At 41.1% G+C, this 16,733-nt stretch carries 14 protein-coding genes; all 14 read left to right on the top strand.

The annotated features are described in order from the left end of the window. The first annotated feature begins 102 nt into the window (after positions 1-102). The 14 genes from BM107_RS01450 (at position 103) to BM107_RS01385 (ending at position 16,323) form a co-directional block, all read left to right on the top strand. Complete coding sequence (locus BM107_RS01450; RefSeq protein ID WP_090979510.1) at positions 103-975, top strand: universal stress protein; 873 nt, start codon at positions 103-105, stop codon at positions 973-975. Between the two features lie 303 nt (positions 976-1,278). Continuing rightward, positions 1,279-3,060: a hypothetical protein gene (locus BM107_RS01445; RefSeq protein ID WP_090979508.1), complete on the top strand. Its 1,782-nt coding sequence runs from the start codon at positions 1,279-1,281 to the stop codon at positions 3,058-3,060. A 54-nt stretch (positions 3,061-3,114) separates the two neighbouring features. Beyond that, on the top strand, positions 3,115-4,317 hold the full coding sequence (locus tag BM107_RS01440) for a PAS domain-containing sensor histidine kinase (protein ID WP_090979506.1): 1,203 nt from the start codon (positions 3,115-3,117) through the stop codon (positions 4,315-4,317). Between the two features lie 9 nt (positions 4,318-4,326). Then, on the top strand, positions 4,327-5,358 hold the full coding sequence (locus BM107_RS01435) for a response regulator (protein WP_090979504.1): 1,032 nt from the start codon (positions 4,327-4,329) through the stop codon (positions 5,356-5,358). Between the two features lie 641 nt (positions 5,359-5,999). Continuing rightward, positions 6,000-6,425 carry a Rossmann-fold NAD(P)-binding domain-containing protein gene (locus BM107_RS01430; RefSeq protein WP_090979501.1) on the top strand — a complete coding sequence of 142 codons (426 nt, stop codon included), beginning with the start codon at positions 6,000-6,002 and terminating at the stop codon, positions 6,423-6,425. A 1-nt stretch (position 6,426) separates the two neighbouring features. Then, complete coding sequence (hemN, locus tag BM107_RS01425; RefSeq protein ID WP_090979498.1) at positions 6,427-7,773, top strand: oxygen-independent coproporphyrinogen III oxidase; 1,347 nt, start codon at positions 6,427-6,429, stop codon at positions 7,771-7,773. Positions 7,774-7,784: 11 nt separating this feature from the next. Continuing rightward, positions 7,785-10,169: a heavy metal translocating P-type ATPase gene (locus BM107_RS01420; protein WP_090979496.1), complete on the top strand. Its 2,385-nt coding sequence runs from the start codon at positions 7,785-7,787 to the stop codon at positions 10,167-10,169. After that, positions 10,166-10,345, top strand: a complete 180-nt coding sequence (ccoS, locus tag BM107_RS01415; protein WP_090979494.1) for a cbb3-type cytochrome oxidase assembly protein CcoS — start codon at positions 10,166-10,168, stop codon at positions 10,343-10,345. Before BM107_RS01420 ends, ccoS begins: the two co-directional genes overlap by 4 nt. Before the next feature lie 72 nt (positions 10,346-10,417). Further along, positions 10,418-12,559, top strand: coding sequence for a cytochrome-c oxidase, cbb3-type subunit I (gene ccoN / locus BM107_RS01410; RefSeq protein ID WP_090979492.1), 2,142 nt, complete (start codon positions 10,418-10,420; stop codon positions 12,557-12,559). A 4-nt stretch (positions 12,560-12,563) separates the two neighbouring features. Next, positions 12,564-12,746: a hypothetical protein gene (locus BM107_RS01405; RefSeq protein WP_090979490.1), complete on the top strand. Its 183-nt coding sequence runs from the start codon at positions 12,564-12,566 to the stop codon at positions 12,744-12,746. Continuing rightward, positions 12,733-13,701, top strand: a complete 969-nt coding sequence (locus BM107_RS01400; RefSeq protein WP_244278694.1) for a cbb3-type cytochrome c oxidase N-terminal domain-containing protein — start codon at positions 12,733-12,735, stop codon at positions 13,699-13,701. The genes BM107_RS01405 and BM107_RS01400 overlap by 14 nt, the downstream gene beginning before the upstream one ends. After that, positions 13,685-15,064, top strand: coding sequence for a cytochrome c oxidase accessory protein CcoG (gene ccoG / locus BM107_RS01395; RefSeq protein ID WP_090979488.1), 1,380 nt, complete (start codon positions 13,685-13,687; stop codon positions 15,062-15,064). The genes BM107_RS01400 and ccoG overlap by 17 nt, the downstream gene beginning before the upstream one ends. 129 nt (positions 15,065-15,193) lie before the next feature. Beyond that, positions 15,194-15,625, top strand: a complete 432-nt coding sequence (locus BM107_RS01390) for a FixH family protein (RefSeq protein WP_090979486.1) — start codon at positions 15,194-15,196, stop codon at positions 15,623-15,625. Then, a complete protein-coding gene (locus BM107_RS01385) occupies positions 15,622-16,323 on the top strand; it encodes a sulfite exporter TauE/SafE family protein (protein WP_090979484.1) in 702 nt (233 codons plus the stop codon). Before BM107_RS01390 ends, BM107_RS01385 begins: the two co-directional genes overlap by 4 nt. Positions 16,324-16,733: the final 410 nt, after the last annotated feature.

Genomic DNA, 16,733 nt, shown 5'->3' with positions numbered 1-16,733 from the left:
CCTACTTTAAATAATCAGTTTTCTATATGTTAATCATCTGAAAATTGAGGATACCCATATTTCCACCCGGCGCTTTCAAACTTTATACTAAATAAAGCCAATATGAAAAAGATTCTTGTACCTGTTGATTTCTCTGCAACAGCAGAAAATGCGGCTGATTATGCAACTGAACTCGCCCTTGGTATTGGTGCGAGGGTAGAATTGGTTAATGTTTTTCAGATGCCGGAGTTTTCGCCTGCAGCCGCATCACTGGTTTGGCCTCACGAGGAATATAAACTGCTTGAAGAAGATGCTAAAAAAGCCTTGAACAAACTGGTCGGAAAAGTGGAGCAAAAATTTAAAAAAGCTCACCACGAACTGGATTTTAAAGCAGAAGTATTCGGTAGATTACTCCATGGAGAAATTGATCAGGAGGTGGGTAAATACTTCGCCGAATGTAAAATGAACCTGATTGTAGCCGGTTTAAACCGGGCAGACCGGTTGATGAAAGCGTTTATGGGGAACATCACCAGGAAAATAATTGAACTTAAAATGCCCGTGCTGTTTATTCCATCATGCTGTCGGTTTAATACTCCCAAAAAGATCGCTTTTGCTACCGACCTTACTTCGAGCGATATATCGGTTTTATGCACGCTCGCTGAATTGGCAAAGCCATTTAATGCCGAAATTTTGATTATGCATTCAGATGATGCTAACGGTCCGGAAATTTCCCATCAACAAATTGCAGACTTTCTGCAGCTGGTTGCCGACAAGGTGAATTATCGAAATATTTACCTCCGTCAGGTAAAAAGCGAGCAGGTGAAAGATGGTTTGGACTGGATTGTAGAAAACGGACAGATTGATATACTGACCATGGTGCACCGAAAACATGGTTTCCTTCATCATCTTCTTAAAGGAAGTTATACTGTTGATATGTCAGATCATATCCAGCTACCGCTTTTGGTTTTACCTCCTGCTCACTGTGTTCCTGTTTGAACCTAATTCCAGCCAATTTCGTCCGGATGAGGCGCGTAACGATTCAAGCCCTTGACACAGGTAAAAAATAAAATTTAGCGTGATTTTAAAGAGATAAAAGTCCGGGCATGCCATCAGGTGTGTTCCTGTGCATTTATGGGTTGAATCTTAGCTGATGAGCTTAACTTTTCTGTCGCGAAAAAGTGATTTCGCTCATTTTTTGGTTTGAGCCTTATCACCACTACATCCGTTAAAGCAGGGTAGTTTTGTTGGAGAATTATTTAGTCTTTCAGTAGGTTAAAGGCTATTTTATACCAAAATACCATGTTACATTCATTTCATATTCCCGTTTTGGGCCTGGGTTATTCTATTGATACCCCGTTAAAAGTTGCCAGATATGGCGTTTCTTCTGTACTCTCTATTGTTGACGATGAATTGGTAGAGCGTATGCGCGCTTATCATTCGCAGAATAGATCAGTATATTACGAGGCAATCGGAAAAGATGAACCTGATAGCCGCAGCAAACGGATTACCGCCTATCTCAACTTTTTATCCGATTGCGTAAACCAGGATTTTAAAGCTTTAAAACAGCAGGATTTTAGCAAGGGAACTGATATCTGCCGTTACTTTGAACTTTTGCCCGACACTTCAAAATTAAAACATGGGTATGAACTGATGATGGATTACCCTGATGGAGAAGCCAAGGAGATCTTCAAATCTGTACTCAGAAATACAATGCGTATGGGGAGTATCGATGTTAATATTATGGCCAAGGTGGATAAAATGAACTATGTTGACGGGGAATACACTGGCGACGATCATACAGATGCGCTGGCCGCTTTACGGGGTTTTGCTGAAAGTAAGCTCCATGCATCGGTTATACTTTCTGCAGGGATGAACCCCAAATTGTATAGCTATATCGCGGATTTCGCAGACTTTTTTCCAGATGAGAATGAATCGTTAAAAAAACAAATTATCTTAAAAGTAAGTGATTTCAGGTCGGCTTTGATCCAGGCTAAATTCCTGGCCAAAAAAGGTTTATGGGTATCAGAGTTCAGAATTGAATCGGGTTTGAACTGTGGTGGACATGCGTTTGCTACCGATGGATATCTGCTCGGCCCGATCCTAGAGGAATTCAAAACCAAAAGAAGTGAAATGTATCTGGAGCTTTTTGAAATGTATCAGCTGGCTTTGGTGAAAAAGGGAATTCTGGTTGAAGAGGAACCCAAACAAAAGATCACGGTGCAGGGCGGAATCGGAACCGCTGCAGAACATAACTTTTTATTGCAGCACTACCGACTTGATGCCGCAGGCTGGGGAAGTCCTTTTTTGTTGGTGCCAGAAGTAACCAATGTGGATTCGAATACTTTAACACAGCTCACTGCTGCAACCGAACAGGATTTTTATTTAAGCAATGCTTCACCATTGGGAATCCGTTTTAATAATTTCAGAAACAGCAGCATAGAACAACAGCGGACCGAGCGGATTGAAAAGGGTAGGCCAGGAAGCCCCTGTACCAAGAAATACCTGTGCAACAACACCGAATTTACTGAACAGGCTATTTGTACTGCATCGCGGGAATATCAGCACTTAAAGATCAAAAGCCTTCAAACGGCCGGCCTAACCGCTGAAGAATACGAAAAACAATTTACTGAGATTACTGGAAAAATATGCCTTTGCGAAGGACTCTGTTCTTCAAACTACCTAAAATACGATATGCTGAAACCAAAAGAAAATAAGGCTGTTGCCATTTGCCCGGGACCCAACCTGGCTTATTTTTCTGATGTATACTCATTTGATGAAATGGTTGGCCATATTTATGGTAAAATTAACCTGTTGGAGCAGGTTGAACGTCCGCACGTTTTTATCAAAGAGCTTAATCTTTATATCGATTACCTGCAGGAGGATATTAAGCAACATATACAGCAATTTAGTGACAAAAAGATAAAACAACTGAATGGCTTTAAGCTACAACTGGCTGAGGGGATCAATTATTATAAAAAACTTTTCAGCGAAATGGCAGATCAGGCTTCAGACGACTTTAGGCAATTATATGAACAGTTGGCAAGTTCGAAAAATAAACTTGATGCACTGATTGTTGGATAGGAAAAGAGATCGTTGATACTTTTTCTATATTTACAACATATTTGAAGCATAATAATGGATAGGTCGAAATTTTTGGATGCGATTATTGAAAACGCGATAGATGGGATTATCACCATTGATGAAAAGGGGATGATAGAACATCTAAATCCTGCGGCGCTTGAGCTTTTTGGTTATAGCAGGGAGGAGTTGGTGGGCAGAAACATTTCTGTCCTGATGCCTGAACCGGACCATTCGCACCACGATGAGTACCTTGCCAGATATGAAAATACGGGACAGAAACATATTATCGGTATTGGACGTGAGGTTTCCGGAAAGCGTAAAGATGGCTCTATATTCCCGTTCAGGCTGGGGGTGAGTGAGATCAAATTTCCGGACCGTAAAATTTATACAGGTTTTATTCACGATCTCAGCAAAGAAAAGGCCAACGAAGAACAGATTAAAAGTTATACTGAAAAACTTGAAGTTAAGATAAAGGAACGTACACAGGACCTGGTTAAGCTTGTTTCGGAACTGGAAATGGCGAAAGAAAATATGCGTGCACTTTTTCAAAAGGAAAAAGAACTCAACCAGCTTAAAACCCGGTTTGTTTCTATGGCTTCGCATGAGTTTAGGACACCCCTCAGTGCGATTCAGCTATCTGCATCGCTAATTGACAAATATACGACCAAACATGACGTAGCCAGTGTAGAGAAGCATACCTTAAAAATCAAAAATTCCATTAATAACCTCACTACGATATTGAACGATTTTCTTTCGCTTGAAAAATTGGAAGCAGGTAAAGTAGAGGTATCGGCACAAGCTTTTAACATCATCAGTTTTGCAGAAGAGATAGCAGAAGAGATGCAGATGATGACCAAACAGAACCAGCACATTATTTACGAACATACTGGAACGACAGCTGAGGTTTACCTAGACCCTAATCTGTTGAAAAATTGCATCATCAATCTGATTTCGAATTCGATCAAATATTCGGGTGAGGACACACTCATTCAGTTCAATTCTATTTTGAAAGATGATGAACTGATTTTAGAAGTAAAAGATAATGGTATCGGTATTCCAGATGCTGATCAGGGCAATCTTTTTGAGCCATTTTTTAGGGCGCACAATACCGGCGATATTCCGGGGACAGGCTTGGGTCTTAATATTGTTAAAAGATATGTTGGCCTGATGAACGGCACGGTTACCTGCAATAGCAAGCAGCATTCGGGTACGGTATTTACGCTTACTTTTCCCTTTAAAAATAATTTTATAATTTAGATCTATCGCATGAACAGGAAAGTTTTAATTATTGAAGATAATGACGATATCAGGGAAAGTACTGCTGAAGTACTGGATCTGGCTGGTTATAAAACTTTTACGGCTAAACACGGAAAAATCGGTGTCGAAATGGCGGTTAATCATCTTCCTGATGTAATTCTGTGTGATATCATGATGCCTGAGCTGGATGGATATGGTGTTTTGTACCTGCTGAACAAAAATCCTAAAACAGCCAATATTCCTTTTATTTTCATCACGGCAAAAACCGAGCGTGCAGATATGAGAAAAGGCATGGAAATGGGCGCCGATGATTACCTCACTAAACCCTTTGATGATACTGAACTTTTCAGGGCAATAGAAAGCAGGTTTAAGAAAAAGCAGCAGGCCAGCAGTTTTAGTTTGGCAGAAGGCAATGGTGAAACGGTAATGGATGAACTGCGTAAGAAAGGTAAACCACGTGCGGTAAACAGCAAACAGGTGATCTATATTGAAGGTGACGAACCCACACACCTTTATTACGTGGTAAAAGGGCAGGTAAAAACCTACAAACGTTTTAAAGATGGCAGGGAACTTTCTTCGGGCCTTTACCATGATGGCGATTTTTTCGGTTATGAAAGTTTATGTAACGGGGAACTTTATGCAGAAAATGCTGCCACGCTAACCGAATCAGAAATTATCCATATTCCAAAAGCCGATTTTATGGAATATCTGCTCAGTCACCAGGTTGTATCCAAAACATTTATTGGGCTTTTATCCGGCAATGTACGCGATAAAGGAAAACAAATGCTGCAGTTGGCCTATTCATCAGTACGGAAAAGGGTAGCTGAAGCTTTATTACAGGTGGCTACAAAATTTGGCGACGGCGAGGCTAATACCTGCACGATCCGGATCTCGCGCGATGATCTTGCTGCATTGGTAGGTACTGCCAGTGAAACGGTAAGCAGAATGCTCGCTGATTTTAAAGATGAAAAACTGATCGATAAAACCGGTAATGCCATTAATATTTTATCCATTGAGAAACTCAGGAATATTAAGCAATAACGTTTGGCCCATTGTTCGTTGGGTTAAAGGTTTAATTGGTTAATCGGTTAACTGGGCTTGGTGCCCAGAGAGATCGTCATTTCGAGCGGAGTGCAACGCAGTCGAGAAATCTGTTGTATGTGGTGTCAGATGTTTCCATCTCACACTAAGATATATTTAAAGCATAAGTCAAGCCAACCCACAGTACCCGAAGCGCTAAGACTTACGCTGGAAGAGGTCATTGGTCTTCGGCTTATTTGTCAACTCCAAATTATCAACTGAAAACTGATTACATCTGTGGTGTCATATGTTTCCATCTGACACTAAGAAATTTTAAAGCACAAGTTAAGCCAACCCAAGGTACCGGAAGCGCAAAGACTTGCGCTGGAAGAGGGTCATTGGTCTTCGGCTTAGTTGTCAACTCCAAATTGTCAACTGAAAACTGATTACATCTGTGGTGTCGGATGTTTCCATCTGACACTAAGATATATTTAAAGCACAAGTCAAGCCCAGCCCACAGTACCCGAAGCGCTAAAACTTGCGCTAGAAGAGAGACTCAAGGCTTATGACTAAAAAAAATAACCAATATCATTTTTTTCTCTAAGCATTCTCACCTGTCGCCTTAAGCTTCCTTCATAGTTTTGTATATATAATTATCATATATGAAAGCTATAGCTTATAACATTAAGCCCGATGAAAAGGAATGGTTGGTACTGGCCAATTACAAAAAACACGATATTACTATAATTGCCAATAGCTTAACAGCTGATACGCTTTCATTTGCAACTGGTAAAGAAGCGCTTTTGGTTTTTAACAACGATGAATTAAGTAGTGATATGATATTGGGTCTTAGATCGTTGGGTATCAAATATATTGCGACATCATCTTCACAAACAGATCATCTTGACCTTAATGCCGCGGGGCTTGCAGGCATGAAGGTTGCCAATGTTCCGTTGGAGGCTGATCAGGCCGACACCAAGGCGAGGATGGAACAGGTAATCAAAAACCTTGATCAGTGGGCAGCTGGTAAATGCGTAGGTAAAGCCTGCTGCTGCCAGAGTGAATGCGCAACCACTAAAAAACTGTAAAATGGAAGATGCAGAATTGCTTAAAAAATATAACGTTGCTGCTCCTCGCTATACCAGTTATCCAACAGTGCCATACTGGGATATTGAAAGCTTTAATACTCAGGAATGGTTAAACAGGGTATCCAAAACCTATGCAAGCCACAAAGATGAAGGGATCAGCTTATATATCCACCTCCCGTTCTGCGAAAGCCTATGTACCTACTGCGGCTGCAATACCCGTATTACCAAAAATCATTCGGTAGAGGTTCCTTATATTTTAGCTGTACTTGCTGAATGGCGCATGTATGTAGATGCCTTGCGGGAGAAACCGAAACTAAAAGAGTTACACCTTGGTGGTGGAACGCCTACTTTTTTTAGTGCAGAAAATCTCGGTCTGCTGATTAATGGCATTATGCAAGATGCAAGTCTGGCTCCTGATGCTGAACTTTCTTTCGAGGCTCATCCAGCCAATACCACCAAAGCACATTTAACAACACTTTACCAGCTTGGTTTTAGAAGATTAAGTTTGGGCATTCAGGACTTCGATCCTAAAGTGCAGTTTTTGATCAACCGCTTTCAAACACCTGCACAGGTTGCTCACGTAACCAGCGAGGCGAGGGAAATGGGTTATACTTCCATCAACTTCGATCTGATTTATGGACTGCCTGGTCAGTGTATTGACGGACTGGAGCGTACCGTAAATGATGTGATTGATATGCACCCGGATCGCATCGCCTTTTACAGTTATGCACACGTGCCATGGTTAAAGCCCGGGCAAAGGCATTATACCGAAAAGGATATTCCCATGGGCGATGAAAAATTTGCACTTTACCAATTTGGCAGAAATTTACTGATTAATGTTGGTTATGAAGATGTAGGCATGGACCATTTTGCCCTGAAAAGCGATCTTTTGTTTCAGTCAATGGCAACGGATAAACTCCATCGTAATTTTATGGGCTATACCAGTCAGCATACCCATTTACTCATCGGTCTTGGGGTTTCATCGATCAGCGATAGCTGGACCGCTTTTGCTCAGAACCCCAAAACAGTAGAAGCTTATCTGGATAAAATTGCGCAGCAGTCACTACCTGTAGAAAAAGGGCATTTTCTGACTGATGAGGACCTCGATATAAGAAAGCATATCTTAAATATCATGTGTAAAAATAATACTGCATACCGCGACACAATCCCTGAAAGGGTACAGGAACGGCTTTTGCCATTATTGCATGATCAGCTGATATCGGTAACGGAAAAAGAAATCAGCATCACCAACAGGGGAAAATCCTTCCTCAGAAACGTCTGTATGGCATTCGACGAGAAATTATGGCTTAAGCAGCCTAAAACACAACTTTTCAGTTCATCAATATAAAAACGATTACAATGGAAGATCAACATAAAACCGCAACCAAAGCCATTTGCTACCACTGTGGAGAAGATCTGCCTAAGGTAAAATATCAAACAGACGATAAAGATTTTTGCTGTGCGGGCTGTATGGCTGTTTTCAAGATTCTTTCAGAAAATAACCTTTGTAATTATTATGTATATAACAATAATCCAGGCAGGCAGTTAAAAAATGAAAGTCATTTAGAATACCTCGACGATCCAAAAATCATTGATCAATTAATTGATTATAAACATGGAAATTCGAGTATCATCACGTTTTACATTCCCGCAATTCATTGTAGCTCCTGCATTTGGCTACTGGAACACCTCTATAAAATTAACGCAGCTATTTTCAGCTCACGGATCGATTTTCTTAAAAAGCAGGTCACTATTCAATTTAACCATGAAGAGATTTCACTAAAACATTTGGTTGAAACCTTAAACCAGATCGGTTACGAACCCTTAATCAGTCTTCAGGATGTGGTTAAAGCCCATAGCAGTTCGGTAGACAAAGCTTTAGTGCTGAAAATTGCTGTCGCAGGGTTTTTAATGGGGAATGTGATGCTTTTCAGCTTTCCAGAATACTTTGGTTTATCGGGTTTTGAAAAACAGTTTCAATACTTATTCGGCTGGCTAAATCTGGCATTTTCTATTCCTGCTGCTTTCTATTGTGGACGCGATTATTTTACCTCGGCCATTACCAGCATCAAACACAAACATATCAATTTAGATACGCCATTAGCACTAATTATTGCGGTATTGTTTTTACGTACCGCATTTGAAGTCATTTTTGCAACCGGACCTGGTTTTGCTGATACTTTAACAGGTCTTGTATTCTTGCTTTTGATGGGTAAGTGGCTTAAACAGCGTACTTACCACCATATTTCTTTCGATCGTGATTATCGGTCTTATTTTCCCATTGCCGTTACTACCATCCAGAATGGTAAAGAAAAGCCTGTAGCCATTAACGATATAAAAATAGGTGACAGGTTGTGGATCAGAAACGGAGAACTGGTACCTGCAGATGCCATTTTAATGAAAGGTGATGCCTGGGTAGATATGAGCTTTGTTACCGGTGAATCGGAACCGATACATAAAGTACTGGGTGAAATCATTTATGCGGGAGGACGACAAACTACCGGGGCAATAGAACTTGAAGTGATTAAACCGGTTTCGCAGAGTTACCTCACTGGGCTCTGGAACAATGAAAATTATAAAAGCAATGTCGAAAAGCAAAATTTTAACGATTCCGTTGCGAAATACTTCAGCATTGGCGTTTTTCTGATTGCCTTTGCCGCTACAGCCTACTGGTTGTTTCAGCACGATAGCCATAAAGCCTGGTCGGCATTTACCGCGGTTATTATTGTAGCTTGCCCATGCGTACTGGCATTAAGTACACCTTTTACGTTATCAGCCATCTTATCTGTTTTTGATAAAAAAGGATTTTATGTTAAAAATACTGATGCGGTTGAAGAACTGGCCAAATGTGATACGCTGATTTTTGATAAAACAGGTACCCTGACCAGTAATGAAAATGCCGAAATTTCTTTTAGCGGATCTCTAACACACGAGGAGAAACTCATTGTGGCTTCACTGTTGCGCAATTCTGCCCACCCCTTAAGCCGGCACATCTTAAAAGCCTTAAACGTTGAAAGATTTTATTCACTTCAGGATTATAAGGAGGTGGTAGGGAAGGGTTTATCAGCGAAGATCAATGATCACGTTATTTATGCAGGACATTTATCTATGCTTCCTATAACCATAAAATCGGTTAGTGAAACCGGCGTACATATTTTGATTGACCATGTTTACAAGGGATGTTTTGATATTAAACAACAATGGCGGCCCGGATTGGGACAGTTGGTTTCGAAACTTTCTAAATTTAAACTGCAGGTTTTATCAGGCGATACGGATAAGGACCATTCCATGCTGAAGACTATTTTTCCAGAAAACACGTCTATCAGGTTTCATCAGCGTCCGCACCAGAAATTGGCCGCCGTTTTAAGTCTTCAGGAAAATGGGAATAAAGTAATGATGCTGGGTGATGGGCTAAATGACGCCGGCGCTTTGAAGCAGAGTAATTTTGGGATAGCCTTAACCGATAACATCAATAATTTTACACCAGGCTGCGATGCCATTTTACAGGGAAGTGCATTGAACTTTCTACCAAACTTTATCCAACTCAGTAAAGATGGGCTTAAAGTTATTAAAATTAGTTTTGCTATTGCTACAGCATATAACTGCATCGGTATTTACTATGCCGTACAGGGAACGCTATATCCACTGGTTGCAGCGGTGCTGATGCCGGTCAGTACGGTCACCATTATTTTATTTACTACCCTGGCTACCCGCTGGTTTGCCCGTAAAAACAAATTGATATGAATATCCTTTACTTCTTAGTTGGTTGCAGCGTTTTAATGGCACTCATTTTTTTGGGTGCTTTCTTTTGGGCTTATAAAACCGGTCAGAACGATGATGTGCACACTCCTGGCATGCGCATCTTGTTTGACGATGAAGTAACCGGCGAAAAAAGTGAAGAAGATCACTTTTCCAGCTAACACACGTCATGCTTTATCTCTCTGCTGCAGGATACCTTTGGTGTACAAAACATACAAAATTCCGCTTCTATTATGCAGCTAGAAAAATTTACTTACGATAACAGGATTGTCAGAAACTTTGGCATTGCCACCCTTGTTTGGGGAATTATAGGAATGACTGTTGGGCTGCTTGTGGCCATGCAGCTCTTTAAGCCGGCCATGAACATGGGTAGCCAGTATACCACATTTGGCAGGATCAGGCCATTGCATACCAATGCTGTAATTTTTGCCTTTGTCGGGAATGCCATTTTTATGGGCGTTTATTATTCCCTTCAGCGTTTACTTAAAGCCAGAATGTTTAGCGATACGCTGAGCAAAATCCATTTCTGGGGCTGGCAGCTCATTATCTTATCGGCCGTAATTACCCTTCCGCTGGGTTTTACCACCTCACACGAATATGCCGAACTCGAATGGCCAATTGATATTGCCATTACCCTCATCTGGGTGGTTTTTGGGATCAACATGTTCGGTACCATTATTAAAAGGCGCGAACACCATCTCTACGTGGCCATCTGGTTTTACATTGCCACTTTTGTAACCATTGCGGTATTACACATTGTAAACTCTTTTGAGTTGCCTGTTTCTTTTATGAAAAGCTACTATTTGTATGCCGGCGTTCAGGATGCATTGGTACAATGGTGGTACGGGCATAATGCTGTTGCGTTTTTCCTAACTACGCCGTACCTGGGGATGATGTATTACTTCCTTCCAAAAATGGCGGGCAGGCCTGTTTACTCTTATAAACTGAGTATCCTGCACTTTTGGTCGCTTATTTTTATCTATATCTGGGCAGGACCGCATCACTTGTTGTACACTTCATTACCGGGCTGGGCTCAATCGTTAGGCGTTGCCTTTTCTATTATGCTGATTGCACCAAGCTGGGGCGGTATGATTAATGGTTTGTTGACCCTACGTGGCGCCTGGGATAAAGTAAGGGAAGATGTTACCCTTAAATTTATGGTAGTTGCCCTTACTGCCTATGGTATGGCTACTTTCGAAGGCCCAATGTTATCGTTAAAACAGATAAACGGGGTAGCGCATTTTACCGATTGGATTGTTGCCCACGTTCATGTTGGCGCTTTAGGATGGAATGGCTTTTTAACATTCGGTATTTTATACTGGTTAATCCCGCGCATTTATAAAACCGAACTTTACTCTAAAAAACTAGCAGGTTTCCACTTTTGGATCGGTACTTTGGGAATACTCTTTTATGCCATCCCGATGTATTGGGCAGGTTTTACGCAAGGATTGATGTGGAAAGAGTTTACTGCTGAAGGTTTGTTGAAATACCCGAATTTTCTTGCCACAACCTTACAGATTATCCCGATGCACGTTTTGCGTTCGATTGGCGGTACACTCTATTTAGCTGGCGTAATTGTGATGACCTATAACCTGGCCAAAACCATGCTGGGTGCTAAACTGGTTGCCAACGAAGCCGCAGAAGCCATGCCATTACCAAAAATAGTGGTAGATAGCAGTCCGGCAGATAAAGCCTGGCACAGGGTGCTTGAGCGTAAGCCAATGAAATTCATGGTGTTATCATTAATCATTATCCTGATCGGAGGAATGGTAGAGATGATGCCAACCTTCACCATCCAGTCTAATGTACCTACCATCGCAAGCGTTAAACCTTATACCGCATTGGAACTGCAGGGCAGGGATCTTTATATCAGAGAAGGTTGTGTAAACTGCCATTCGCAAACGGTACGGCCTTTTCGTTCAGAAACCGAACGTTACGGCGAATACAGCAAGGCAGGGGAATTTGTTTATGATCACCCGTTTTTATGGGGCAGTAAACGTACCGGACCTGATCTTCATCGAGTAGGTGGAAAATATTCTGATGCCTGGCACTACAATCACCTGGTTGATCCTACCTCGATGTCGCCTGGAAGTATTATGCCACCATATCCTTGGCTAATTGAGCAGAAACTGGATATCAATACCACTGCAAGTAAAATCAGGGCCATGCAAACATTGGGCGTTCCGTATCCTGAAGGATATGATAAACAGGCCAATGAAGATTTAAAAATACAGGCAGAAAAAATTGCCGCAGACCTGAAGCAGAATAATATCAAAGTTAAAAGTGACCGTGAAATTGTAGCCATTATCGCTTACCTGCAAAGATTAGGTACCGACATTAAAGCCAATAAAGAAACCATTCCATCAAACCAATAAAAAGATGTTCAATCAGATAAAAGATTTAGCTGGCGGCGAAATATACCTCGTTACCTCTCTGCTCATGTTCATGTTGTTTTTTGTAATTGTTGGGGTTTACCTCTTCAAATTAAGCAAGAATCATATTAAAACCATGAGCGAAATCCCTTTTCAAGACCACAAAACCAAACCATATGAAGAAGATTAAACTATTATTATTTTCACTGTTTTTATCGGCGGCCACTTACGCGGCAGATCAAAAAACAGCAGAAGCAATAGCACCTTCTCAGCCAGGATTAGGACTTAATCAATCAGAGTTACTCATTGTATTGCTATTGTTATTCGCACTTGTGCTGCTTTTTGTTTCAATAACGCTGCTTAATGCGTTTAAAGTAATGTACCAGGAGCAGTTAAACCCAACCAAATACACTGGCCCCGTAAAAGAAGCGCGACTTGATTATGACAGCTGGCTGAAACAGAAAACGGTAAAACCATCTATCTGGGCAAAATTGCTAGGTTTAAAGCCTATTGAAGAAGAAAAGAACCTGGTTATTGATCATGCTTACGATGGTATTAAAGAGTTGAATAACCCGGTACCCGCATGGTTTAACTTCCTGTTTTATGGCACCATGATTTTTGCTGCATGTTATCTCTTTTATTACCACATCGGTGGGTATGGCGAATTGCAGGATAAGGAATATGAAAATGAAATGGCTAAGGCTAAGGTAGAAAAGACAGCTTACCTGGAAAAATCAGCCAATACCATTGACGAAAATTCGGTAAAGGCTGATAATACGCCTACAGTACTGGAAGAAGGAAAGACCATCTTTAATGCCAACTGTGTAGTTTGCCATGGCGATAAGGGACAGGGCGTGATCGGTCCTAATTTAACGGACGATTACTGGCTGCATGGCGGCGGAATCAACAACGTATTTAAGACGATTAAATATGGTGTTCCTGAGAAAGGAATGATCAGCTGGGAGAAAAACCTTAACCCTAAACAGATCAGTGCAGTGGCCAATTTTATCCTTTCTTTACACGGAAGTAATCCTGCCGGTGCGAAAGCCCCGCAAGGCGAAAAGTACGAAGCGAAAGATGTGAAAGACAATGAGATGAAGGCCGCAAAAGACAGTGTAAATCAAGCCGATGTTACCAAAAAATAAACCTGGAAATAAAAGCAGGGACAAAAGACCAGTTTACCCTAAAAAACCGTCGGGTAAACTATATACTTGCCGCAAATGGGTAAGTTATATACTCTTGCTGTTCCTGTTTTCATGCCCTTTTTTAAAGCTCAATGGCGAGCAATTGGTACTGTTAAATTTTATCGAAAGGAAATTTGTTTTCTTTGGATTAATTTTTACTCCACAGGATTTTTACCTGTTTGCACTGGCCATGCTCATCTTTATTATCTTCATTGTCTGTTTTACAGTAGTGTTGGGCAGGCTATGGTGTGGATGGGCCTGTCCGCAGACTATTTTCATGGAGATGGTTTTCCGCAGGATAGAATACTGGATAGAAGGTGATGCAAACAGGCAAAAGAAACTGGACGAAGGTCCCTGGACCGTGGAAAAGGTATGGAAAAAAGGAAGCAAACATTTCATTTTCCTGATCATTTCTTTTGCCATTGCCAATACTTTTCTGGCTTATATGATTGGCTCTGATGTACTGATTAAAATCATTACAGAACCGATCGCCAAACATGTTTCAGGTTTTATATCCATCTGGCTGTTTACCTTTATTTTTTATGGCGTATTTGCTTATGTGCGTGAGGTGGTGTGTACGGTAATCTGTCCTTATGGTAGGCTTCAGGGTGTTTTGCTTGACAACCAAAGCCTGGTGGTCGCTTATGATTTTACCAGGGGTGAGCCCCGTGGACATATGCAGCGAAATGCACATGAGAACAAACAAGGTGATTGTATTGATTGTGGGCTATGTGTGCAGGTTTGCCCAACCGGGATTGATATCCGCAAGGGAACCCAGCTCGAATGTGTGAATTGCACGGCCTGTATCGATTCATGCAATGAGGTGATGCTAAAAGTAGGCAAGCCTAAAAACCTGATCGGTTTCTTTAACCAGGATTTTATCGCAGAACGTAAACCTTATAAAGTTGCGTTAAAATCCTATGGTTATGCTGCTGTTTTATTGGTGGTGTTAATGGTTTTCTCTTCACTCATTTATAAAAGGGAAAATATTCAGACTACCGTTTTAAGAGCCAGTGGTACATTGTATCAAAACAGGGGAACAGATAAAACCAGCAACCTTTACAATGCAGAACTGGTAAACAAAACCAATAAGGAGGTTAAATTTACATTCAGGCCGCAGGATAGCAATGATGAGATCGACTTTATCCAAAAGGCAACAGTACTGCCAAAAGAGGGTACTGCATACCTGACCTTTTTTCTGATCAGAAAAAATAGTTCGGTTAAAAAATATAAAACTGATGCAGTTTTTGAAGTGATTGCCAATGGCGAAGTGGTGAGTACAGCAACAACGAGTTTTTTCGCGCAGCCGGAAGGGAATGATTGAGCGGGAAATGATAGAGTGGTAAAATTAGAGAATGATTGAATTATAAAATGATTGAATATTGAATTTAGCGATTTGGCTTTAAACATTCTCTCATTAAAAATTCACTCATTCAAATTTAAAATAAAGAATATGAACTGGGGAACGAAAATAGTAATGGGGATGTCTGCATTTATGGTCTTTATTGTTGCAATGGTCATTTATATGTTCCATATGCACGGTAAAGACGCTCTGATTGAAGAGAATTATTACGAAAAGGGAATCAACTACAATGCAGAATTCGATGCCAAACAGAATGTGTTTCAAGATGATGCTAAACCTAAAATTACCATCACCAGTACTCAGATAGTTATACAGTTAAAAGATGGCGCACAATATGACCTTTTACTCATGCGTCCAGCCGACAGTAATGACGATATTAAACTAAAAGGAACTACAACCGGAACATCAAATCTTATCCTGGTAGATCGGGCCAAAATGACAAAGGGGATGTGGTTCCTTAACCTTTCCTGGCGTAACAACGCCGGTAAGAAATATCTGTTTAAAAATAACATTACCCTATGACGGGCTATTTGCCATTGGCATTTTTGATGGGACTATTTGGAAGCCTGCATTGCGCAGTAATGTGCGGCCCCATTATGCTGGGCATGCCATTCAGAAAACAGGATTTTTTTTATAGCGCATTTCAACTACTTTTATATCAGTTTGGTAGGGTTACGGTTTATACCATTTTAGGTTTGCTGGTTGGCCTGGTAGGGAGCAGTATAAACCTATTCAGCGATCAAAAAACCCTGAGTATTTTTATAGGCTTGATATTGATTCTATTCACAGCTTTGCAATTTAATAAACGTTATAGAAACCGGTTCTCTGCCCTCCAGTTGAAGGCGATGGGCCCACTCAGTAAACTAATGGGCAAGGTTTTTAATTTAAAATTATGGGCATTATTCGCAGGCATGCTTAATGGCGTTATTCCCTGTGGTATGGTTTACCTGGCCCTGGCAACTGCCTTAAATACAGGTAATGTGCAATCCGGCGCTACATTCATGTTTCTTTTTGGCCTTGGGACTACGCCACTCATGCTGATGATCTCTCTTGGTGGGATCTTTCTGAAAAAGTACATCCGTTTTAATACCAACAGGCTGGTTCCCTGGTTTATGCTTTTTATGGGCACTTTACTTATTTTACGCTCCGCTGATTTGGGCATTCCATTTCTTTCACCAAAAAATACAGGTACCTACGGTCATTCGATAGAGTGTAGGTGAATAAGTTTAGAGTTGGGCGTTTGCAGTTTGGAGTAGATTAACCGATGCCAGCGCAAGTATTATTGCCTTGATAACGGGCAGGCTGACTTGTGCCTTTTAAGTTGACCAAGCCCAAGTCTATACTAGCGCAAGTCTTAGTGCTCCGGACAATGACGGTTGGGCTGACTTGTACTTTTGAAACTAAGCTTTTATATTCAAACAGGAGTACCCTTTAAGCACAAACAGTATCTTGGCAGTGGCACTATGGCCATCGCTGGAGGTTAGAACGGTGTGCCTGAGTGAGATAAACCCGACCGGCAGCGTTATCCCGATTTGAGTAGTCATCTTATTTACGATGAGCTAATCGGGATTAAGCAAAGGGCGGGACTGGTAAAACCGAAGCACTACAGGCACTCCTTTTCTAAAATATA

It is taken from the genome of Pedobacter suwonensis (assembly GCF_900111825.1).
In the GTDB taxonomy this organism is placed as follows: Bacteria; Bacteroidota; Bacteroidia; order Sphingobacteriales; family Sphingobacteriaceae; genus Pedobacter; species Pedobacter suwonensis.
The sequence above is the reverse complement of the archived record's forward strand: the minus strand, read 5'-3'. Positions and strand labels throughout refer to the sequence as shown.